Consider the following 21737-nt stretch of genomic DNA (forward strand, 5'->3'; position numbering starts at 1 on the left):
GGCTGCTTGGCTCAGGCCCCGTCGGACGGCGGCGCCGGTTCGGCGGTCGTTTCGGCTGCGGTGCTGGATGCATCGGTCTCGTCAATGGCATCCGCATCCGCATCGCCCGCCGGATGCATCCACCCATGCAGCGTCTCGGCCAGGTCGTGCAGGCCGATGTGCTTGGGCGCCGAGAACAGCAGGATGCCGACGTCCGACGCGTCGGTCACGACCGAGGCCAACGCGTCCTGCACCTTCGCCAGCGAAGCCTGCTGCTCCTTGCGGTTGAGCTTGTCGGCCTTGGTCAGGACCACCAGCAGCTTCACCGCACCGTTCACGACACGCGGCGAGATGAAATTCAGCAGCCTTTCGTCCAGCGGCGTCAGCCCCAGCCGGCTGTCGACCAGCAGCACCACGCCGGTCAAGTTGCGCCGCACCTCCAGGTAGTCGGCCATCACCCGCTGCCAGCGGACCTTGGCCTCCCGGTTCACCGTTGCGTAGCCGTAGCCCGGCAAGTCGGCCAGGTAGGCGTCGGGTTCGTCCTTGGGGCCGAGCGCAAACAGGTTGATGTGCTGGGTACGGCCCGGGGTTTTGGATGCGAAGGCCAATTGCCGTCGCTGTGCCAGGGCATTGATCGAAGTCGACTTGCCGGCATTGCTGCGGCCGACGAAGGCGATTTCGCCCAGGTCGCCCTGTGGCAACTGGTCAAGCTGGCTGGCGGTGGTCAGGAAGCGGGCGCTGTGGGCCCATGCCAGTGCAGCGAGGGCTTCCGCACTGGGCGGCTTCGCGTCTTTGCGGAGGGAAGCAGTCATGGAGCATTGTAAGATTCATTGGTTTTGTTGCCGGGCGTCATGCCTGGAACCTGCACGAAGAATCAAAATCCGAGACAACCCAAACCCGAGGCCCTTTCCGATGAAGACTTCCGTCGCCGTCGCCAGCTCCGTCGTGCTCGCCGCCTTGCTCGCGGCCCCTGCGTTCGCTGCTGAGGCCAGTGCGGCACCAGCCAAGATCGATCTGGTGCGAGGCTCGGAAATCTCGTCCACGGTTTGCGCCGCCTGCCACACGGCAGACGGGTCGCGCGGCAGCCCCGCGAATCCGATCCTGCAGGGCCAGCATGCCGACTACCTCTACAAGCAGCTGACCGAGTTCAAGGCCGGCAAGCGGCCCAGCGCGGTGATGAACGGCATGGCCGCCACGCTCAGCGAGTCCGACATGCGCAACGTCGCCGCGTTCTACGCCGGCAAGACCGCCAAGCCAGGCGCCGCGAAGAATCCGGACACGGTCCAACTGGGCCAGAAGATCTACCGCGGCGGCATTGCCGAGAAGAACGTGCCCGCCTGTGCCGGCTGCCACAGCCCGAACGGCGCCGGCATCCCGGCCCAATATCCCCGCCTGGCCGGCCAGCATGCCGACTATGTCGAAATCCAGATGAACAACTTCCGCAGCGGCGCGCGGCCCAACAGCGTGCCGATGGCCGGCGTGGCCTCTCGAATGAGCGACAAGGAAATCAAGGCCGTGTCAGACTACATCGCCGGCCTGCGCTGAAGCCGGGCCCCAGGCGCGAGCAGACCCGCACGCGCCGGCCCGCAACGACCCCGTCGCCCGGGCCGGTCCATGACCGGCCCTTTTCACATCGGCGAGCCAGACCTCTTTCGCAGCACCTTTCCCGATGAACGCCACCGTTCCCTCTCCCGACGCTGCCAACAGCCGCTTCGCCACCACGCGCCGCGAAACGCTGGCCCTGCTGGCCTCGATGCGCTTTGCCATCACCTTGCTGTGCGTGATCTGCATTGCCTCGGTCATTGGCACCGTGGTCAAGCAGGGCGAGCAGCTGCCGGACTATGTCAACAAGTTCGGTCCGTTCTGGGCCGAGCTGTTCGGCCATGTCAGCCTGTTCACCGTCTACAGCGCGCCCTGGTTCCTGCTGATCCTGGCCTTCCTGGTCACCTCCACCAGCCTGTGCATCGCGCGCAACGCACCCAAGATCCTGGCCGACCTGCGCAGCTTCAAGGAAGGCGTGCGCGAGCAGTCGCTCAAAGCCTTCCATCACAAGGCCGAAGGCGGCATCGCGCTGCAAGGCCAGGCGGCGCTGGACCATGTGTCGGCCGTGCTGGCTCGCCACGGCTGGCAGGCCAGGGCCCAGGTGCGTGCCGGCGGCACCATGGTCGCGGCGCGCAAGGGCCGGGTCAACAAGCTGGGCTACCTGTCGGCCCATTCGGCCATCGTGCTGATCTGCCTGGGCGGCCTTTTCGACGGCGACCTGGTGGTCAAGGCGCAGATGGCGCTGACCGGCAAAAGCACCTTCGAAGGCGGCGGTTTGATCCGCGACGTGCCGCCCGAGCACCGCTTGCCCGCCGGCAACCCGACCTTCCGCGGCAACCTGATGGTGCCCGAGGGCGCACGCAGCGGCACCGCCATCCTGCAGATGCCGGACGGCATCGTGCTGCAGGACCTGGACTTCGACGTCGAGCTCAAGCGCTTCATGGTCGAGTACTACGAGACCGGCATGCCGCGGCTGTTCGCCAGCCAGATCGTGCTGCACGACCACGACGGCAGCCCGCCGGTCGAGGCCACGGTCAAGGTCAACGAACCCGTCACCCACCACGGCGTGGCGATCTACCAGAGCAGTTTCGAGGACGGCGGCTCGACGCTGAAGCTCAAGGCCTTGCCGCTGCAGGCCGGCGGCCAGCCCTTCGAGATCAACACCCGCGTCGGCGACAGCGTGCCGCTGCAGCAGGGCAAGTCCCCGTTGACGCTGGAAGTCACAGGGCTGCGCGTCATCAACGTCGAAAACCTCGGCGCTGCAGAAGGTGCCGGCACCGACGTGCGCAAGGTTGACCTGGGCAGCACCTTGAACAAGCACCTGGGCAGCGGCGTCAGCCCCGACAAGGCCAAGCAGCTGCACAACGTCGGCCCATCCATCACCTACAAGCTGCGCGACGCCAGCGGCCAGGCCCGCGAGTTCAGCAACTACATGGTGCCCATCGAGCTGGACGGCCAGCGGGTGTTTGTCGTCGGCGTGCGCGACACGCCGGCCGACAGCTTCCGCTACCTGCGCCTGCCGGTCGACGAACAAGGCAGCCTGGACGGCTGGCTGCGGCTGCGCCAGGCGCTGGGCGACACGGCATTGCGCGAACAGGCGGCAAGCCGCTACGCCAGGCAGGCCGCACCGGCCGACAAGCCCGAAATGATCGAGCAGCTGCGCGTGACCAGCGCACGCGCGCTGGCCCTGTTCGCTGGCGTGGAGCCCGCCAGCAAGAAGAGCACACCCAGCGCCGGCTTGGTCGCGCTGAGCCAGTTCATTGACGACAGCGTGCCCGAGGCCGAGCGCGCCCGCGTGGCCGACGTGCTGCTGCGCATCCTCAACAGCGCGCTGTACGAACTCAACGACATCGCCCGCGAACAGGCCGGCCTGAAACCGCAGGGCAACGAAGCGGCGGCACAAAGCTTCATGGCCCAGGCCGTCATCTCGCTGTCCGACAGCTTTTTCTACCCCGCCCCGGTGCTGCTGGCGCTGCAGGACTTCCAGCAGCGCCAGGCCAGCGTGTTCCAGGTCGCCCGCGCACCCGGCAAGACCCTTGTCTACCTCGGCGCAGTCTTGCTCATCATCGGCGTGTTTGCGATGCTCTACGTGCGCGAACGCCGGCTCTGGGTCTGGCTGCAGGGCGCTGGCGAAGCCAACCCTGGCAGCCGCATGCTGATTGCCCTGTCCACGCCAAGGCGCACACTGGACGTGGATGCAGAATTCACTGCCTTGCGCCAGGACTTGCTCGGCGCATCCACCGCCGCCGAACCCGCTGTCATTGGAGACACGCCATGAACACCACCACGACCGGCAATGCGCCCCTGGCGTCGCTGCCCATGGGCAAGTCCGGCTGGCTCGCCGGCCGCAGCTTGCTGGACTGGCTCTATGCGCTGCTGGTGCTGGGCGGCGCAGGCTATGCGTTCCAGCGCTACGGCGCGTCGATGGACGGCTACGAACGTGGCATCCTGGCCGGCGCCGCGCCGGCGCTGATCGCGCTGGGCTGGTTCTGGCGCCCGCTGCGCGCGCTGGCGCTGGCCGTGGGCCTGGCCAGCCTGCTGGCCATCTCGCTCTACAACCGCCACACCGACGGCTTCGGCGCCGACCTGGCCGCCGCCGACCAGGTCTTCTGGCTCAAGTATTTCCTCTCCAGCCAGAGCGCCATCCTGTGGATGAGCGTGCTCTTCTTCATGAGCACGATCTTCTACTGGCTGGGCTTCCTGGGCAAGGCAGAAGGCGGCAACGCCGTGGGCCAGCGCATCGGCTCCGGCCTGGCCTGGGCCGCTGTCTTCATGGCCCTGACCGGCACCATGGTGCGCTGGTTCGAGAGCCACCAGATCGGCCCGGACATCGGCCACATCCCGGTGAGCAACCTGTACGAAGTCTTCGTGCTGTTCTGCTGGCTGACCACGCTGTTCTACCTCTACTTCGAAGCCCACTACAAGCTGCACGCCCAGGTGCGCGCGCTGGGTGGCTTCGTGATGCTGGTGGTGAGTGCCGCGGTCGGCTTCCTGCTCTGGTACACGGTGGCGCGCGAAGCGCAGGAAATCCAGCCGCTGGTGCCCGCGCTGCAAAGCTGGTGGATGAAGCTGCACGTCCCGGCCAATTTCATCGGCTACGGCACCTTCTCGCTGTCGGCCATGGTGGCCCTGGCCTGCGTGCTGAAGGAAGCCAGTGCCAAGGCGCTCTGGCTGGGCCTGGTGGCGCTGCCGGCCACGGTGCTGGTGCTGGTCGCCGGCTACGCGGTGGGCGGCAGTGACCCGGCCGCAGCCGGCGCCGCCGCCAAGGCGGCACGCTTGATCGGCGGCACCGGCCTGTTCTTCGCCATCATGGTCGCGCTGCGCCGGCCCATCAACGCCCGCACGCCCAGCGTGCTGCTGATGGACGACCTGATGTACAAGGCCATCGCGGTCGGCTTCGCGTTTTTCACCATTGCAACGGTGCTGGGCGCCTTCTGGGCCGCAGAAGCCTGGGGCGGCTACTGGAGCTGGGACCCGAAGGAAACCTGGGCCCTGATCGTCTGGCTGAACTACGCCGCCTGGCTGCACATGCGGCTGATGAAGGGCCTGCGCGGCGCCGGCTCGGCCTGGTGGGCGCTGGGCGGCCTGGTCGTCACGACCTTCGCCTTCCTCGGCGTGAACATGTTCCTCTCGGGTCTGCACTCGTACGGGGAACTCTGAGCTGGGTGATCGGCTGAGGGGAACCACCCGCCCCTCAGCACAATCCATCCGAAAGCTGTAAGGTCTGGCGCAGTCATCCCGACTGACGTTGACCTCGCACTCGCTTTCGGAAGTTCGCCATGCCCTTGATCCGTTCCCGCGGTCCGCACGACCCGCTGCCCTCGGAAATCACCTCCCCCGAGCTCTACCACTCGCGCCGGGCCTGGCTGCAGCGCACCGCGGCCGGGGCCGCCGGGCTGGGCCTGGCCAGCTGGGCGCAGCGCGAGGCCTTCGCGCAAGGCATGCCGGCCACGCCGCCAGGCAAGCTGGCCAAGCTGCCGGGCGTGCGCAGCGGCGTGGCCGGTGCGCTGGCCAACGAGAAGCTGACCGCCTACGGCGACGTCACCACCTACAACAACTTCTACGAGTTCGGCACCGACAAGTCCGACCCGAACCGCAATGCCGGCAGCCTGAAGCCGCGGCCATGGACCGTGAGCATCGAAGGCCTGGTCGCCAAGCCGCTCACGCTGGACCTGGAGGCGCTGCTCAAGCTCGCGCCGATGGAAGAGCGCGTCTATCGGCTGCGGTGCGTCGAAGGCTGGTCCATGGTCATCCCGTGGGTCGGCTATTCGCTGTCCGAGATCATCAAGAAGGCGCAGCCGCTGGGCAGCGCCAAGTACGTGGAATTCGTCAGCCTGGCGGACCCGAAGCAGATGCCCGAGCTGCGCGCCGGCGTGCTGAACTGGCCCTACGTCGAAGCGCTGCGCATGGACGAAGCGATGCACCCGCTGGCGATGATGGTCTTCGGCCTCTACGGCGAAGTGCTGCCGAACCAGAACGGCGCGCCGCTGCGCCTGGCGGTGCCCTGGAAATACGGCTTCAAGAGCGCCAAGTCCATCGTCAGGATCCGCTTCATGGACAAGGCACCCACCACCAGCTGGGAAGGCTCCGCGCCATCCGAATACGGCTTCTATTCCAACGTCAATCCGCAGGTCGACCATCCGCGCTGGAGCCAGGCCACCGAGCGTCGCATCGGCGAAGACGGCTTGTTCGCGAAGAAGCGCGCCACGTTGATGTTCAACGGCTATGAAGCCCAGGTGGCGTCGCTGTACGCCGGCATGGACCTGAAGAAGAACTTCTGATGGCAGCGACAGGCGTTTCTACGGCCGCGCGCCGCGCGCCGCCTAAAGGCCTGGTGCCGCGGCTCAATGGCTGGTTGCTGCACCCGGTCGTCAAGCCGCTGCTGTGGCTGTTGCTGGCCATGCCGGCCGGGCTGCTGCTCTGGGGCGCCATCCAGAACCAGCTGGGGCCGAACCCCACCGAAGCGCTGATCCGTGGGCTGGGCGACTGGACGCTGCGTTTGCTCTGCGTCACGCTGGCCATTACCCCGCTGCGCCAATGGACAGGCCTCAACAGCATCGTGCGCTGGCGCCGCAACCTGGGGGTCGCGACCTTTCTCTACGGCACGCTGCACTGGCTTTCATACGCCTGGTTCGACCAGAACCTGGACCTGCAGGCGCTGCTGCACGATGTGGCCAAGCGGCCCTTCATCCTCGTTGGCACTGCCGCCTGGCTGGCGATGCTGCCGCTGGCGCTGACCTCGTTCAACGCCGCCATCAAGCGCCTGGGCGGCAAACGCTGGCAGGCGCTGCACAAGACCATGTACGCGATTGCGCTGGGCGGCCTGCTGCACTTCTTCTGGCTGCGCGCCAGCAAGCACAACTTCGCAGAAGTCGCGGTCTACGCCGCGGTCATCTTCTTCCTTCTGGGCTGGCGCGTGTGGCGCTGGCTGCGCAGCCGCCGGCCGGTCATGGCTTGACGCTGGCGACTGGCGACGCAGGCAAAGCCTCCCAGCCGCCACCGAGGGCCATGAACAGTTGCACCTGGTCGTCGGCCAACTGCGATTCGGACGCGGCCAGCGCTGCGTCCGCACTGGCCAGCGAACGGTCTGCGTCCAGCGCATCGAGGTAACCGGTCTTGCCACCGCGGTAAAGCTGGGCGGACTGCTGTGCCACCTTGGCTGCGGCCTCGCGCGCAGCCGTCAAGGCAGCGCGCCGCTCCAGCTCGCGGGCATAGGCGTTCAGCGCGGTTTCGGTTTCGCGCAAGGCCGTCAGCACGGTGCCGTCGAATTTTGCCAGCGCACCGCGCGTGCCGGCTTCGGCCTGCGCGATGCGGGCCTGCACCGCGCCGGTGTTCGGCACGGTCCACGAGATCAGCGGGCCCAGGCCCCAGGCCAGCGAATCGCTGTGGCCGAAGTCCGGCGCCGGGCCCGCCGACGAGGCCGACAGGCCCAGCGTGATGTGCGGGTACAGCTCGCCGGTGACCACGCCAATGCGCGCGGTCGCCGCGGCGAGTTCACGCTCGGCCTGGCGCACATCGGGCCGGCGGCGCAGCAGCGCGGCGCCGTCGCCCACGGGCAGCGCCTGCATGACCTGCGGCGGCGTGACGCAGTCGGCCACACCGGCCGGCAGGTCGCCCGGCAGCGCGCCGGTCAGCGTCGCCAGCCGCAGCAAGGCCGCTTCGCGCTCGGCCTGCAGCGGCGGCATCGCAGCGTTGAGCTGTTCCAGCTGCGCCTTCGCGCGGTTCAGGTCCAGCATGCCGACACGGCCGGCGCGCTGCAACTGGCCAGCCACGTCCAAGGCCTCGCGCTGCAGCTGCACCGAGTGCTGCGCAGTCTGCCAGCGCAGCCCGGCCGAGCAGGCCTGCGCATAAGCCCGCGTGGTCGCGCCCACCACGCTGACGCGCGCCAGGTCCAGCCCGGCCTCTGCCGCGCCGGTGTTCGCCTCCGCAGCCTCGATACTGCGCTGCAGCTGGCCCACCAGGTCCAGCTGATAGGACAGCGCGACGCCCGCACTCGCGCTGAAGTGGTTGGGCGGCACGTAGCCCTTCTGCAGGTAGGACAGACCCGAGGCGTGGCCAAACGACGGGCCACCGCTCAGCGCCGCACTCACGCCCCGCGCGGCACCCGCTTCATCGGCCTGCGCCTGCACCTTCTCCAGGTTGGCCGTGGCCTGGCGCAGGTCGGTGTTGTGGGCCAGCGCGCGCTGCACCAGTGCGTCCAGCCGGGCATCGTCGTAGAGCCGCCACCAGTGCGGCGGCAGCGGCGCCGTCGTGAACGACGCACCGGCGGTTTCGGCCGCCTCGTTGAACTGCGCCGCCGCCGCGGGTTGCGCAGCCAGCGACTGCGCGGGCAGCACGTAGTCCGGCCCGACCGGCGTGTGGCTGCAGGCGGCCAGCAAGGCTGACAGCAAAAAGGGGATCAACAGGCTGCGCATGGGTTCAGCTCCGCGAATCCGCCGAGCCAGCATTGGCGGTACGCGCTGGCGCGGCCACCGGCGCCGCTTCCAGCACCTGCACTGTCACCGTCTGCCCTGCGACCAGCCGCACATCGGCCGGCAACGGGTCCAGCTTGACCTTGACGGGGATGCGCTGCGCCAGCCGCACCCAGTTGAAGCTGGGGTTCACGCTGGACAGCAGGTTGGCGCTGGTCGAGCGGTCGTGGTCGGCAATGCCGGCGGCAATGCTGTCGACCACGCCGGGCAGCGCGCGGCTGCCACCCATGGCCGTGACGCGCACGCGGTCGCCCACGTGGATGCGTGGCAGCTGCGTCTCCTCGAAATACCCTTCGACGTACAGCGAACGCTGGTCCACCAGCGCCAGCGCGGCGTGGCCGGCCGAGGCATAGGCGCCGGCGCGCAGGTCCAGGTTGGTGACCAGCCCGTCCACCGGCGCGCGCACCGCCGCGCGCTCCAGGTTCAGCTGCGCCGCGCTGACGACCAGCTCGGCCTGGGCCACCGCGGCCTGCGCCTGCTCCACGCGCATGCGCGTCTGCTCGCGCTGCTCCTGCGAGATCAACAAGGCCAGCCCGGCGTTGCGCTGGTCCTCGCGGCCGGCCTGGGCCAGCACGACGCGCTGTGCGGCCAGCGCCGAGCGCGCCTGCTTCAGCGCCAGCTCATAGCGCACCGGGTCCACGTCGAACAGCAGCTGGCCGGCCTTCACTGCCTGGTTGTCCTGCACCGGCACCGCGGTGACCAGGCCGGACACATCTGGTGCAATCTGCACCACATTGGCCCGCACACGCCCGTCCCGGGTCCAGGGTGCCAGCTCGTAGTGGTCCCACAGCTGCAGCACCGCCCAACTCGCGGCGGCCACCGCGGCGAGCGTCACGCCAACGCGCAACACCGGCACGGCCACGCGGGAAGAAAGCCAGTGCTTGTTCATCAAAGCCTCGTTCATTGCATCAAGACGGTGAGACGGCTGAGCGCCCACACCAGCAGCGCATACAGCGCCAGGTCAAACAAAGCGGGGTGCCAAACCCAGCGGTACAGCCCCGTGGCCGCCAGCACCCGCCGCACGCCCCACAGGGCGCCCAACGCGGCGCCGCACAGCAGCATCAGCCAGGGCAGGTAAAGCCCGTAGACATGCGCCTCACCAATCATGTCGCCACCTCCATCGTCAAACCCTGGGGTGGCGGCGCACCCGGGCAAAGGTTGCGCCGCAGGCCGACCAGCGCGGCCACCGCGCGCGCCTGTTCGCCGGGCAAGCGGGTTGGTTCGGCCAACACACCTTGCAGCGCCGCGTCCAGTTGCTGCTGCAGCGCAGCCGGTCGCTCGCGCCGGCCCGCCTGCAGCGCCTCGAAAAACGCCGCCACCTGGGCCAGCACCGCGGCGCGAGCCCCTTTGGGCAGCGCCGAACGGGCGCGCTGCAGCGCGACGATGTCGGCCCCGGCGCGCAGGTCGCGCAGCGCGTCGTCTGTCACCACACCCTCGATGCGGCCACCAGCCTGCGCAATGCGCGGCGCCAAGAGGCCGATGCGGTCCAGCAGACGCGCCGCGTAGCTGTCTTCGCGCACCTGGCGCCTGCCTGCGCCGGCCGGTGCGCTCAGCTCGGCCAGTTCGCGCCAGCTGGCGCGCTGGATGCGGCGGGCCACCACGTCGGCGCCAATCGAGCGCACCAGCGCGGTCATGCGCGCCGCGGCCACCACACCCAATACCTGGGCCAGCATCGAGTTCGCGAAGTTCACCAGGTCGGCGGTGGCGGTGTCGTGCATCGACAAGGCGCCAGCCACGCCAAACAGGATGGGCATCGCCAGGTTGCTCGGCGTGGCCCGCGGGATGAAGCAACCCAGCAGCAGGAACACCGGCGCGCACAGCAACACCAGCATGCCGAAGTCCTGCACCAGCGGCATGGCCAGCACATAGGCCGCCGCCAACGGCACCGACCACAGCGTGCCTTTGAGGAAGCCGTGGATCATCGGCACCGGGTCGTCCATGGTCGCGAAGAAGCTGCAGAAAACCGCGGCCATCATCGCCATCGCCGAGCCGCTGCGCCAGCCAGTGGCGATCCAGATCGCGCAGCAGGCCAGCACCGCCAGCGCGGCGGCGGTGGCAGACAGCAGCGCCAGCCCGCGGTCGCGGTGCAAGGCCTGTGCGCCCAGCGCCGGCAGGCGCCGCGTGGGCGCCGGCGCACCGCCCAGGCCGCGGCCAATCTCGTCGCGCAGCTCGGCGCAGCGCTGCCAGGCCAGCACCAGTTCCTCCAGCCGGCTCGCCAGCGCCAGGCGCAGCGCGTGCGACCAAGCTGGCAAAGGCGTCTCGCCCGCCAAGGCCCCCAGCGCCCGCACGTCGGCCAGCAGCGCCTGCACCTGCGCTTCGTCCACCGGCGAGGCGGTCTCGGAGATGCGCGACGGCAGTGTTTGCACCCAGGCGTCCACCCGCGCGGTCACCGCCTGCACGTCCGGCGCCAGGTCGCCTTCGGCCTCGCGCAATGCCTGCAGCCGGTCGTCCACCGCCGCCAGCAGCGAGGTCAGCGCCGCGGTGGCGTGCTGCATCGCGGCCAGCGCGCCGCTGGTCCAGCGCAGGTGCGAGGTGTCGAAGGGCACGTGGGTGGACAGCATGCGCAGCTGCGTCACATCGGCTGCCAGCCGGCGGCGGTCGGCGTCGAAGGTCTGGCGCGCGGCGCCCTCGCCTGCGTCAGCCCGCAGCACGTCATGCAGCCACTGCCGGCTGTCGCGCGCGGTGCGGTCCAGCAGGCCCAGCACGGCCGGCGCCAGGCCGGTCGGCAGCACCAGGCTGTGCACCAGCGACGCGCAGAGGATGCCCAGGCCGATCTCCTCGACGCGGGCCAGCGCGGTGTCGAAGATGGCGGTGGGCGTTTCGACCGACGGGAAGCCGATCAAGGCCGCGGTGTAGCCCGCCAGCATGAAGAGATAAGCGCGCGGCGTGCGATCCAGCAGCGAAACGTACAGGCACAACGCCACCCACAGCGCCAGCGCCAGTGCGGTCAGCTCCGGCGTGTTCGACAGCGCCGGCACGATCAACACCGTTGCCGTGCTGCCGATCAAGGTGCCGCAGAAGCGGTACAGCGCCTTCGAGCGCACCGCGCCAGCCATCGGGTTGGCCACCACATAGGCCGTCAGCATGGACCAGAACGGCCGCGGCAGACCGGCCCGGCTGGCCACATACATCGCCAGCATCGCGGCGGCAAAACACTTCAGCGAGAAGACCAGCTCGGCCCGCGTGATCGAACCCAGCAGGCGCGGCCACCAGAGCAAGGTGCCGCGCCAGCGCGGTTCGGCCTGCGCAGCCCTCAAGGTGTTCGTCATGCCATGTCGTCCTTGCGCCGCGCGCGCGGCTTGCCTGGCATCACCGGCACGCTGCAGCCCAGGCGCTCGCCCAGGGTGTCGAAGACCCGAAGGCAGGCGGAGAGGTCCTCTTCAGACAGCCCGGCAAACAGCTCGCCACGAAACGTGGTCAGCGCCGCTTCGATCTGCTCCCAGGCAGCATGCCCGGCGGCCGTGAGATGCAGTGTCCTGGCCCGGCCGTCGGCCGGGTCGCTGTGGCGCTCCGCCATCCCGGCTTCCACCAACTGGTCCACGGAACGCGCCAGCGAAGGCGCCTCGATGCCCAGCATGTCGGCCACCACGCCAGGCCGCACATGGCCCCCGAGCCGTCCAATGATCATCAGCGGCCAGGCCATCGCATGCGACAGGCCAACGTGCGCCACCGCCTTGTCGGCCGCAGCGCGGTAACTCCGCTGCAGCACGCCCAGCGCAATGCCGAACTTCATCTGTGAGGCAGCGCGCGTCGGTGCAGCAGTCATGGCAAGCAAGGCGCCGAGCCGGAAGCGGCACGGGCCAATAGATAGTTAGCTTGCTAATTACTATAACGGGGACGCGACAGCCCCGTACGGCACTGGGTTTTTGTCTACCCCCTAGTTCAAAGGGGCACAGGGTTAGCCCGCGATGTCTGGCATGTCAACGATGGCACGGAGATTGCAAAATGTTTTCTCTTCGTTCGCCCCTCGCGTCACAAGCGCTCGGGGCGGTGTTGTCGCCAAACGCCCTGCCGCCGCGGGTGCCAAGGCCTTCCCTGTAGGAACTCTCGACCATGCGTCAATTTGCTTTGGGGGCGGTCGCCGCCCTGTTTGCTGCCAGCAGCTTTGCGGCACCTGCGGCGTCGCCGATCTCCGGCCGCTTCGTCTCCGCTGACAAGCCGAACTTCGACGCCAACGCGCAGGCCGCGGCCGTCGCCACCACCTCCCTGCGCCAGAACGTCGAAGCCCGCAAGTCGCGCTTCGGTTTTGCCAGCCACTACGACGCCCAGCTCGGCACCACCTTCCTGTGGGCGCAAAAGGGCAACAACCAGTCCACGCTGAAGACCAGCCTGACCGGCGCGGCCCTGCGTGAAGCCACCGCCCGTCACTTCCTGAGCCGCAACGCCAGCGCCCTGGGCCTGAGCGCCGCCGCGATCAGCAATGCCAAGCTGTTCGACACCCAGGACCTGGGCAACGGCCCTGTCATCAGCCGCTTCCGCCAGCACGTGGGCGGTGTCGAGGTCTTCGGCCGCGACATCAACGTGATGACCGACCGCAGCGGCCGCCTGGTCGCGATCTCGGGCTACTTCGCACAGCAGAGCGATGCTGCCTCGGCCCGCGCCGCCAGCTTCTCGCTGAAGGAATCGACCGCCATCACCAAGGCCTTCGCGGACATGGGCGGCAGCATCGCCGACAGCTTCGCCGCTGGCGCCACCAAGGGTGCGTACAGCACCTGGAAGCGTCCCGCCAGCCAGGGCGACCTGCAGCTGCAAAGCGATCCGCGCGTCAAGAAGGTGATGTATGCGCTGGGCAGCTCGCTGGTGCCCGCCTACTACGTCGAACTCTCGGCCGCGACCCGTGACGGCGCGACCCAGGCCGACTATGCCTACGTGGTCTCGGCCGCCGATGGCTCGGTACTCTTCCGCATGAACCAGGAAGCGCACGACAGCGCGGTCACCTACCGCATGTTCGCCGACAAGAACGGCGTGCCCTTCGACTCCCCGATGGGCAACGGCATGGTGCCGTTCAAGAAGGACCTGCCGACGCAAACCGTCAAGCGCACCGACGCAGCGTCCAACCTGGTGACCGTCAACAGCGTTGGCATCTCGACCAACGACCCCTGGCTGGCCGCAGGCGCCACCACCCCGGTCGGCAACAACGTCAGCGCCTACCTGGACCTGGCCTCGCCGAGTGGCTTCCAGGCCCGCCGTGGCGACGTGCAGCCCACGACCACCAGCACCGCCACCTTCGACTACCCGCTGGCTGGCGACGTGGACCCGAGCACTGACGACGCCAAGAAGTCGGCCGTGGTGAACCTGTTCTACATGAACAACTACCTGCACGACCTGTGGTACGACCACGGCTTCAACGAAGCCGCCGGCAATGCCCAGGCCAGCAACTTCGGCCGCGGCGGCGTCGAAGGCGACGCGATCCTGGCCGAAGGCCAGGACTATTCGGGCCGCAACAACGCCAACATGAGCACCCCGGCCGACGGTGGCTCGCCGCGCATGCAGATGTACCTGTTCGACGGCCTGGTCAAGGGTGATGTCTCCATCACCGCCCCGGCCTCGCTGGCAGGCAAGCTGACCTTCTCCGCTGCCGGCTTCGGCGCCTCGGCGTACGACGTGACCGGCACCGTGGTCCTGTCCGACGATGGCACCGCGCCGACCGGCGACACCTGCACCGCCCCGGTCAACGCGGCGGCCCTGGCCGGCAACATCGCGCTGATCGACCGCGGCTCCTGCGACTTCGACGTCAAGGTCAAGTTCGCACAGAACGCTGGCGCCACCGCCGTCATCGTCGCCAACAACGTGACCGGCTCGCCGATCACGATGGGCGGCGACGACACCACCGTGACCATCCCCGCGGTGATGATCACGATGGAAGACGGCGCGAAGATCAAGGCCTCCGGCTCGCCGGTCACCGTTCACATGGTGAAGGAAGCCGCGCTGGACCTGGACGGCACGCTCGACGAAAGCGTCATTGCCCACGAATACTTCCACCATGTCTCGAACCGCCTGGTCGGCAACGCCAGCGGCCTGTCGAACAACCAGGGTGGCGGCATGGGCGAAGGCTGGAGCGATGTCGCCGCGCTGATCCTGAGCGTGCGCAAGAAGGACACCGACGTCGCCAACAACAGCGACTGGCAAGGCGCCTACGCGATGGGCGGCTACGTGACCGGCGAGATGTACTACGGCATCCGCCGCGCCCCGTACTCGACCGACTTCGCGAAGAACCCGCTGACCTTCAAGCACATTGAAAACGGCGTGGCCCTGCCCACCACCGCACCGCTGGCCTTCGGCCAGGACGGCGCCAGCAACGCCGAGGTGCACAACACCGGTGAAGTCTGGGCCAACATGCTGTGGGAAGCGTATGCCGGCTTCCTGAAGGATGGCCGCTACAACTTCAAGCAAGCCAAGGCCAAGGTGCAGGACTACGTCATCGCCGGCCTGAAGATGACGCCGAACGCCCCGACCCTGGTCGAAGCACGCGACGCCATCCTGGCAGCAGCGGACGCCACCGACGACGCCGACTTCATGATCTGGGCCACCGCCTTCGCCAAGCGCGGCATGGGCGTGGGCGCTGTCGCCCCGGCGCGCAACAGCACCACCAACTCCGGCGTGGTCGAAAGCTACATCGTCGCCACCCCGACGCCGTAAGCACTCACTGCCTCACCGCTGTGCAAGGCCCGCTTCGGCGGGCCTTTTTCATGGCCGTGCGCGGCGAGCCTAAGATGCACCCATGCGAGTGAAACCTCTTGCCGCCAGCCTGCTGCTGGCCGCCTTCAACGCCCACGCCGCGCCCTCGCCGGCCCACGCCGAGATCGACGCCCTGCTCGGCCGGCTGGCCAGTTCCGGCTGTGAGTTCAACCGCAATGGCAGCTGGTACCCGGGCGCCGAGGCCAGGACACACCTGCAGCGCAAGCTGGGCTACCTGGAAGACAAGGACGCCGTGCCGACGACCGAAAAGTTCATCGAGCTGGGCGCCAGCACCAGCAGCTCCAGCGGCAGGCCTTATCTCGTGAAGTGCGGCAACGCAGCGCCGGTCGACAGCGGGGCCTGGCTGCGCACGCAGCTCACCGCGATGCGTGCCGCCGCCCATGCCCCCAAACCCTGAACAACCATGCGCAAACCTCGCTCACCCTTGCCCGCCGTCCTGCTGCCAGTCGTCGCGCTGGCCGCCTGCGCTGCCCCTGCCGCCACGCCACCAGCGGCGCCGCAGGTACTGACCTTGAAGCTGAACACGCCTGTGACGCTGAACGGTGACGGCACCGTCGTCAGCCTGGTCGCGGTGCGCGACAGCCGCTGCCCAACAGGCGTCAACTGCATTCGTGCTGGCGACGTGCAGGCCGACCTGCAGGTCACACCCGCCGGCCAGCCGCCGCAGCCGGTCACCGTCGGCTGGGGTGACGGTCGGCAAGCGGCAACCGCACCGTCGCAGGCCGCTGGCCGCCAGTTCTGCTTCCTGGACCTCAGCCCGCGGCCCAGCGCCGGTCAGGAGGTGGCGCCCGCGAGCTACCGGCTGCAGCTGCACGTGCTGCCACTGCAAGCAGGCGCCGCCGAGTGCAAGACCGGCGCCGCCGAGCGCTGATCAGACCCGCGCCAGCACCGGCGCGAGCGCCTCGCCGGTGGCCGTACCGGTCGCCACCAGCGTCTCCGGCGTGCCGGCGCAGACGATGCGGCCGCCGGCGTTGCCGCCATCCGGGCCGAGGTCGATGACCCAGTCGGCTTCGGCGATCACGTCCAGGTCGTGCTCGATCACCACCACGCTGTGGCCGCCGTTGACCAGGCGGTGCAGCACGTGGATCAGGCGTTCGACGTCGGCCATGTGCAGGCCAACGGTCGGCTCGTCCAGCACGTACAGCGTGTGCGGCGGCTTCTGGCCGCGGCGGGTCACGTCGTCGCGCACCTTGCTGAGTTCGGTCACCAGCTTGATGCGCTGGGCCTCGCCGCCGGACAGCGTGGGCGACGGTTGTCCCAGCGTCAGGTAGCCCAGGCCCACGTCCTTCAGCAGTTGCAGCGGGTGGCCAATGGCGGGCATCGAGGCGAAGAATTCCACCGCTTCGTCCACTTCCATCTGCAGCACGTCGCCAATGCTCTTGCCGCGCCAGGAGACGGCCAGGGTCTCGGCGTTGAAGCGCTGGCCGTGGCACAGGTCGCAGGGCACTTTCACGTCCGGCAGGAAGCTCATTTCCACGGTGCGCATGCCCTGGCCTTCGCAGCCGGGGCAGCGGCCTTCGCCGGTATTGAAGCTGAAGCGGTTGGGCGCGTAGCCGCGCGCCTTGGCTTCCAGCGTCTCGGCGAACAGCTTGCGGATCGCGTCCCAGAAGCCGATGTAGGTCGCGGGGCAGGAGCGCGGCGTCTTGCCGATCGGCGTCTGGTCCACCTCCAACACGCGGTCCACCGCGCCCCAGCCGGTCAAGGAAGCGCAGCCGGTCAGGATGACGGATGACGCAGCAGCTTCGTCCGGCTTGCGGCCCTTGGCGATCACCAGCGCCGCGACGTTGGTCAGCAGCACGTCACGCGCCAGCGTGCTCTTGCCGGAGCCAGACACGCCGGTGACGGCGACCAGCCGGTGCAGCGGCACGTCCACGTCCACGTTCTGCAGGTTGTGCAGCTTGGCGCCGCGCAGCGCCAGTGAGGGCGTGGCGCCGCTGAGCACACGCCGCTCGTGCAGCGGGTGCTTCAGTGGGTTGGCCAGGAAACGGCCGGTGATGGAATCCGGGTTCGCGGCCAGCGCCGCCGGCGAGCCTTCGGCCACCAGCCGACCACCACGCTTGCCGGCACCGGGGCCGATGTCGATCACATGGTCGGCGCGGCGGATCGTGTCTTCGTCATGCTCGACGACGACCAGCGTGTTGCCCTTGTCGCCCAGCTTCTGCAGCGCATTGAGCAGGATGCCGTTGTCGCGCGGGTGCAGGCCGATGGTCGGCTCGTCCAGCACGTAGCAGACGCCTTGCAGGTTGCTGCCCAGCTGCGCGGCCAGGCGGATGCGCTGCGCCTCGCCGCCGGAGAGGGTTGGCGCGGCGCGGTCCAGCGTCAGGTAACCCAGGCCGACCTCGGACAGGAACTCCAGCCGATTGCGGATCTCGGTGATCACGTCGCGCGAAATGCCGCTTTCTCTGGCATTCAGGCGGCCTTCGAGCTGCAGCCCGGCGATCCAGGCATGCGTGTCGCGCACTGACCATTCGGCCACGTTCTGGATGCCCAGGCCGCTGAAGGTGACCGCGCGGGACACCGGATTCAGGCGTGCGCCGTGGCAGTCCGGGCAGGACTGGTCTTCCAGGCCCTCGACTTCCGGCTCCTCGCTGGGGAAGCTTTGCTCGCGGCCCTTGTTGTCGTCGTCGCGCACGCTGTCGTCGAAGGCCTTGCGCTGCTCGCGCGTCAGCGCCAGGCCTGTGCCCACGCAGCCGGTGCACCAGCCGTGCTTGCTGTTGTAGCTGAACATGCGCGGGTCCAGCTCGGGATAGCTGGTGCCGCAGACAGGGCAGGCGCGCTGGGTGGAGAAGACCTGCACCTGGCCGATGCCCACGGTGCTGTCACCTTCCTCGATGCGCTCGGCCAGCCCGTCCAGCGGGAACAGCAGGTGCATCACGCCCTTGCCCACGTCCAGCGCCTCGGCCAGCAGGCGGCGCAGCTCGGGTTCGTTGTCCGCGCTCAGCACCAGGTCGCCCACCGGCAGCTCCAGCGTGTGTTCCTTGAAGCGGTCCAGCCGCGGCCACGGGTCCACGCGCACGAACTCGCCGTCCACGCGCAGGTGGCTGTGGCCCTTGCCCTTGGCCCACTTGGCCAGGTCGGTGTAGACGCCCTTGCGGTTGACCACCAGCGGCGCCAGCATGCCCACGTGCTGGCCCTTGTGGTCGCGCAGCAGCTGGGCGGCAATGCTCTCGGCGCTTTGCGGCATCACCGGCGCGCCGTCCTTGGTGCAGTGCTGCAGGCCCAGCTTGACCCACAAGAGGCGCAGGAAGTGCCAGACCTCGGTGGTGGTGGCCACCGTGCTCTTGCGGCCGCCGCGCGAGAGGCGCTGCTCGATCGCGACCGTCGGCGGAATGCCCCACACCGCGTCCACCTCGGGCCGCCCGGCCGGCTGCACGATGGAGCGCGCATAGGCGTTCAGCGATTCCAGGTAGCGCCGCTGGCCTTCGTTGAACAGGATGTCGAAAGCCAGCGTGGACTTGCCCGAACCCGAGACGCCGGTGACCACCGTGAACTTGCCGCGTGGAATGTCCACGTTCAGCGACTTCAGGTTGTGCTCGCGGGCATTGATGATGCGGATCGCGTCCTCGCCCTCGCGCTTGGCCTTCACCGCCTTGCCCAGGTAGGCACCGGCCGAGACTTCACCGGCATGCAGCGCACCGTCGTACTCGCGCAGCGCCAGGCCGGTGTGCGACGTGGGGTGGGCGCGCAGGTCTTCCGGCGTGCCGGTGGCCACCAGCTCGCCGCCGGATTCGCCACCCTCCGGCCCGAGGTCCACCAGCCAGTCGGCCGCGCGGATCACGTCCAGGTTGTGCTCGATCACCAGCAGCGAGTGGCCGGCGTCCAGCAGCTTGCGCAGCGCGCGCATCAGCTTGGCAATGTCGTCGAAGTGCAGGCCGGTTGTCGGCTCGTCGAAGACGAACAGCGTGCCCTTCTTGGCCACCGGCTGCCTGGGCGCGCCGGCCGCTTCGGCCAGGTGGCCGGCCAGCTTCAGGCGCTGGGCTTCGCCGCCGGACAGCGTGGGCACCGGCTGGCCCAGGCGCACGTAGTCCAGGCCCACGTCGACGATGGGCTGCAGCGTGCGCACGACCTCGCGGTCATTGGCGAACAGCGTGACGGCTTCATGGACAGTGAGTTCCAGCGTGTCGGCAATCGACAGGTCCCGCCCGCCACGCTGGATCTTCACGTCGAGGATCTCGTTGCGGTAGCGGCGGCCGTCACAGTCCGGGCAGCGCAGGTAGACGTCCGACAGGAACTGCATCTCCACGTGCTCGAAGCCCGAGCCGCCGCAGGTCGGGCAGCGCCCGTCGCCGGCGTTGAAGCTGAACATGCCGGCGGTGTACTTGCGCTCCTGCGCCAGCGGGGCGACCGCAAACAGCTTGCGGATCTCGTCGAACGCTCCGACGTAGCTGGCCGGGTTGGACCGCGCCGTCTTGCCGATGGGCGACTGGTCCACGAACACCGTGTCCGACAGCCAGTCCGCACCCAACAGGCGGTCGAAGGCACCGGGGGACTCGGTCGCCTTGCCGAAGTGGCGTTGCAGCGCTGGCACCAGCACGTCCTGCACCAGCGTGCTCTTGCCGGAACCGGAGACGCCGGTGACCACCGTGAGCCGCTGCAGCGGGAATTCGATGTGCAGGTTCTTCAGGTTGTGCTCGCGCACGCCTTCGAGGATCAGCTTGGGCGTGTTCGCGTCCACGAAGCGCCGGAAGCCCATGCCCACGCTCTTGCGTGCGCCCAGGTAGGCGCCGGTCAGCGTGTCGGCATTGCGGGCCTGCTCGGGCGCGCCGTCGAACACGATCTGCCCGCCGCGCTCGCCGGGGCCGGGGCCCATGTCGATCAGCCGGTCCGCCGCCAGCATCACCGCCGGGTCGTGCTCGACGACGACCAGCGTGTTGCCTGCGTCGCGCAGCCTGTGCATGGCCTGCACGATGCGGTTCATGTCGCGCGGATGCAGGCCGATGCTGGGCTCGTCCAGCACAAACAGCGTGTTGACCAGCGAGGTGCCGAGCGCGGTGGTGAGGTTGATGCGCTGCACCTCGCCGCCAGAAAGCGTGCGGCTCTGGCGGTCCAGCGTCAGGTAACCCAGGCCCACGTCGCTGAGGTATTTCAGCCGGTGCTGCACTTCTTCGAGCAGCAGCTTCAGCGCTTCGTCGCGCAACGCGTCCGGCAAGCTCAGCTTGTCGAAGAAGCCGCGCAGCCGGTCGATCGGCAGCTGCATCAGGTCGTGCAGCGCCAAGCCGGGCAGCGCCTCCAGCTGCTCGCGGGTCCAATCCACGCCGACCGGCATGAAGCGCCGCTCGGCCGGCAGCTGCGCGTCCGCATTGGCCTTGGTGCCCACGCGCCACAGCAGCGATTCCAGCTTCAGCCGCGCGCCGCCGCAGGTGGGGCACGGCGTGTAGCTGCGGTACTTGGACAAGAGCACGCGGATGTGCATCTTGTAGGCCTTGCTCTCCAGGTACTCGAAGAAGCGGCGCACGCCGTACCACTGCTTGTTCCAGTTGCCGGTCCAGTTCGGCGAGCCGTTGATGACCCAGTCGCGCTGGCCTTGCGTGAGCTGGCCCCAGGGCGTGTCGCGCGGGATGCCGGCCTCGCCGGCGTAGGTGATCATGTCGTCCTGGCTCTCCTTCCAGGCCGGCGTCTGCATCGGCTTGATGGCGCCGTTGCGCAGCGTCTTGCGCTCGTCCGGGATCACCAGCCCCAGGTCCACGCCGATCACCCGGCCAAAGCCGCGGCAGGTCTCGCAGGCGCCGTAGGCGGAGTTGAACGAGAAAAGCGCCGGCTGCGGCTCGCCGTAGCGCAGGTCGCTCTCGGGGCAGTGCAGGCCGGTGGAGTATTTCCAAAGGTCCTGCTCGCCCTCCTCCTTGAGCGCATAGACGGCCAGGCGGCCCGTGCCACGCTTGAGGCCCAGCTCGATGGCTTCCATCACCCGCACACGCTCGGTGTTCGAGAAGCGGAAGCGGTCGGCCACCACGTCGAGTTGCTTCTTGTCGTCCACCGTGCGCTCGGCTTGCACGCGGTTGAAACCGCTGGCGGCCAGCCACTGTTCGAGCTGCTCGGCGCTGGTGTTGGCCGGCAGTTGCACAGGGAAGGTGACGACCAGGCGCGGGTCACCCGCCGCCTCGGCCCTGGCCTTCAGGTCCTCGTAGATGGTTTCCGGCGTGTCGTGGCGCACCGGCAGCGCGGTCTTGCGGTCGAACAGCTGGCCGGCGCGGGCGAACAGCAGCTTCAGGTGGTCGTTCAGCTCGGTCATCGTGCCGACCGTGCTGCGGCTGGTGCGCACCGGGTTGGTCTGGTCGATGGCAATCGCCGGCGGCACGCCGTCCACCCTGTCCACCGCCGGCCTGTCCATGCGGTCCAGGAACTGGCGGGCATAGGCCGAGAAGGTCTCGACGTAGCGGCGCTGGCCCTCGGCATACAACGTGTCGAACACCAGGCTGGACTTGCCCGAGCCGCTGGGACCGGTGACCACCGTCATCTCGCCGGTGCGGATGTCCAGGTCCAGGTTCTTCAGGTTGTGCTGGCGGGCGCCGCGGATTTGGATCAGGCCAGAGGACATGGAAGGGGTGC

Annotated in this window: 15 protein-coding genes; 8 read left to right on the plus strand and 7 right to left on the minus strand. The window is 68.7% G+C overall.

Annotated elements, in window-relative coordinates:
- Positions 1-11 precede the first annotated feature (11 nt).
- Entirely contained in the window at positions 12-791 is a 780-nt protein-coding gene (gene yihA / locus AC3WR5_RS15405; protein WP_492485617.1) for a ribosome biogenesis GTP-binding protein YihA/YsxC, read from the minus strand.
- 100 nt (positions 792-891) lie between these two features.
- Between yihA and AC3WR5_RS15410 the strand changes: the two genes are divergently transcribed.
- The 5 genes from AC3WR5_RS15410 (at position 892) to msrQ (ending at position 6979) form a co-directional block, all read left to right on the plus strand.
- On the plus strand, positions 892-1524 hold the full coding sequence (locus AC3WR5_RS15410; RefSeq protein ID WP_141288349.1) for a c-type cytochrome: 633 nt from the start codon (positions 892-894) through the stop codon (positions 1522-1524).
- A gap of 124 nt (positions 1525-1648) precedes the next feature.
- Entirely contained in the window at positions 1649-3799 is a 2151-nt protein-coding gene (locus tag AC3WR5_RS15415) for a cytochrome c biogenesis protein ResB (protein WP_492485618.1), read from the plus strand.
- Positions 3796-5181, plus strand: coding sequence for a c-type cytochrome biogenesis protein CcsB (gene ccsB, locus AC3WR5_RS15420; RefSeq protein ID WP_492485619.1), 1386 nt, complete (start codon positions 3796-3798; stop codon positions 5179-5181). Before AC3WR5_RS15415 ends, ccsB begins: the two co-directional genes overlap by 4 nt.
- A 119-nt stretch (positions 5182-5300) precedes the next feature.
- On the plus strand, positions 5301-6302 hold the full coding sequence (gene msrP / locus AC3WR5_RS15425; RefSeq protein WP_492485620.1) for a protein-methionine-sulfoxide reductase catalytic subunit MsrP: 1002 nt from the start codon (positions 5301-5303) through the stop codon (positions 6300-6302).
- Positions 6302-6979 carry a protein-methionine-sulfoxide reductase heme-binding subunit MsrQ gene (msrQ, locus tag AC3WR5_RS15430; protein WP_492485621.1) on the plus strand — a complete coding sequence of 226 codons (678 nt, stop codon included), beginning with the start codon at positions 6302-6304 and terminating at the stop codon, positions 6977-6979. The genes msrP and msrQ overlap by 1 nt, the downstream gene beginning before the upstream one ends.
- Here msrQ and AC3WR5_RS15435 read toward each other — a convergent pair.
- From AC3WR5_RS15435 to AC3WR5_RS15455, 5 genes are read right to left on the minus strand one after another with little or no spacing between them, the layout of a single operon-like run.
- Positions 6969-8435: an efflux transporter outer membrane subunit gene (locus AC3WR5_RS15435; protein WP_492485622.1), complete on the minus strand. Its 1467-nt coding sequence runs from the start codon at positions 8433-8435 to the stop codon at positions 6969-6971. The two genes, msrQ and AC3WR5_RS15435, sit on opposite strands and share 11 nt — an antisense overlap.
- Positions 8436-8439: 4 nt before the next feature.
- The gene (locus tag AC3WR5_RS15440) at positions 8440-9381 is read right to left on the minus strand and encodes an efflux RND transporter periplasmic adaptor subunit (RefSeq protein WP_492485623.1); all 942 of its coding nucleotides are present in this window, start codon (positions 9379-9381) and stop codon (positions 8440-8442) included.
- Between the two features lie 11 nt (positions 9382-9392).
- The gene (locus AC3WR5_RS15445; RefSeq protein ID WP_231010202.1) at positions 9393-9599 is read right to left on the minus strand and encodes a DUF1656 domain-containing protein; all 207 of its coding nucleotides are present in this window, start codon (positions 9597-9599) and stop codon (positions 9393-9395) included.
- Complete coding sequence (locus tag AC3WR5_RS15450; RefSeq protein WP_492485624.1) at positions 9596-11761, minus strand: FUSC family protein; 2166 nt, start codon at positions 11759-11761, stop codon at positions 9596-9598. The genes AC3WR5_RS15445 and AC3WR5_RS15450 overlap by 4 nt, the downstream gene beginning before the upstream one ends.
- Positions 11758-12258, minus strand: coding sequence for a MarR family winged helix-turn-helix transcriptional regulator (locus AC3WR5_RS15455; RefSeq protein ID WP_492485625.1), 501 nt, complete (start codon positions 12256-12258; stop codon positions 11758-11760). The genes AC3WR5_RS15450 and AC3WR5_RS15455 overlap by 4 nt, the downstream gene beginning before the upstream one ends.
- A gap of 287 nt (positions 12259-12545) precedes the next feature.
- On the opposite strand from AC3WR5_RS15455, the gene AC3WR5_RS15460 reads away from it, so the two are divergent.
- The 3 genes from AC3WR5_RS15460 to AC3WR5_RS15470 all read left to right on the plus strand — a co-directional run bounded on the left by AC3WR5_RS15460 (position 12546) and on the right by AC3WR5_RS15470 (position 16062).
- Positions 12546-15131, plus strand: a complete 2586-nt coding sequence (locus tag AC3WR5_RS15460) for a M36 family metallopeptidase (RefSeq protein ID WP_492485626.1) — start codon at positions 12546-12548, stop codon at positions 15129-15131.
- A gap of 82 nt (positions 15132-15213) precedes the next feature.
- Complete coding sequence (locus AC3WR5_RS15465) at positions 15214-15588, plus strand: YfeK family protein (protein ID WP_492485627.1); 375 nt, start codon at positions 15214-15216, stop codon at positions 15586-15588.
- A 27-nt stretch (positions 15589-15615) separates the two neighbouring features.
- Positions 15616-16062, plus strand: coding sequence for a hypothetical protein (locus tag AC3WR5_RS15470; RefSeq protein WP_492485628.1), 447 nt, complete (start codon positions 15616-15618; stop codon positions 16060-16062).
- On the opposite strand, the gene uvrA is transcribed toward AC3WR5_RS15470, so the two are convergent.
- On the minus strand, positions 16063-21726 hold the full coding sequence (gene uvrA / locus AC3WR5_RS15475) for an excinuclease ABC subunit UvrA (RefSeq protein ID WP_492485629.1): 5664 nt from the start codon (positions 21724-21726) through the stop codon (positions 16063-16065).
- Positions 21727-21737: the final 11 nt, after the last annotated feature.

The sequence above is a fragment of the Ideonella sp. FW305-24 genome, from assembly GCF_058788035.1.

What these genes read in the sequence shown, in the direction of transcription:
- yihA (WP_492485617.1), bottom strand. Translation starts at nt 791, where the DNA reads ATGACTGCTTCCCTCCGCAAAGACGCGAAGCCGCCCAGTGCGGAAGCC.
- AC3WR5_RS15410 (WP_141288349.1), top strand. Translation starts at nt 892, where the DNA reads ATGAAGACTTCCGTCGCCGTCGCCAGCTCCGTCGTGCTCGCCGCCTTG.
- AC3WR5_RS15415 (WP_492485618.1), top strand. Translation starts at nt 1,649, where the DNA reads ATGAACGCCACCGTTCCCTCTCCCGACGCTGCCAACAGCCGCTTCGCC.
- ccsB (WP_492485619.1), top strand. Translation starts at nt 3,796, where the DNA reads ATGAACACCACCACGACCGGCAATGCGCCCCTGGCGTCGCTGCCCATG.
- msrP (WP_492485620.1), top strand. Translation starts at nt 5,301, where the DNA reads ATGCCCTTGATCCGTTCCCGCGGTCCGCACGACCCGCTGCCCTCGGAA.
- msrQ (WP_492485621.1), top strand. Translation starts at nt 6,302, where the DNA reads ATGGCAGCGACAGGCGTTTCTACGGCCGCGCGCCGCGCGCCGCCTAAA.
- AC3WR5_RS15435 (WP_492485622.1), bottom strand. Translation starts at nt 8,435, where the DNA reads ATGCGCAGCCTGTTGATCCCCTTTTTGCTGTCAGCCTTGCTGGCCGCC.
- AC3WR5_RS15440 (WP_492485623.1), bottom strand. Translation starts at nt 9,381, where the DNA reads ATGAACAAGCACTGGCTTTCTTCCCGCGTGGCCGTGCCGGTGTTGCGC.
- AC3WR5_RS15445 (WP_231010202.1), bottom strand. Translation starts at nt 9,599, where the DNA reads ATGATTGGTGAGGCGCATGTCTACGGGCTTTACCTGCCCTGGCTGATG.
- AC3WR5_RS15450 (WP_492485624.1), bottom strand. Translation starts at nt 11,761, where the DNA reads ATGACGAACACCTTGAGGGCTGCGCAGGCCGAACCGCGCTGGCGCGGC.
- AC3WR5_RS15455 (WP_492485625.1), bottom strand. Translation starts at nt 12,258, where the DNA reads ATGACTGCTGCACCGACGCGCGCTGCCTCACAGATGAAGTTCGGCATT.
- AC3WR5_RS15460 (WP_492485626.1), top strand. Translation starts at nt 12,546, where the DNA reads ATGCGTCAATTTGCTTTGGGGGCGGTCGCCGCCCTGTTTGCTGCCAGC.
- AC3WR5_RS15465 (WP_492485627.1), top strand. Translation starts at nt 15,214, where the DNA reads ATGCGAGTGAAACCTCTTGCCGCCAGCCTGCTGCTGGCCGCCTTCAAC.
- uvrA (WP_492485629.1), bottom strand. Translation starts at nt 21,726, where the DNA reads ATGTCCTCTGGCCTGATCCAAATCCGCGGCGCCCGCCAGCACAACCTG.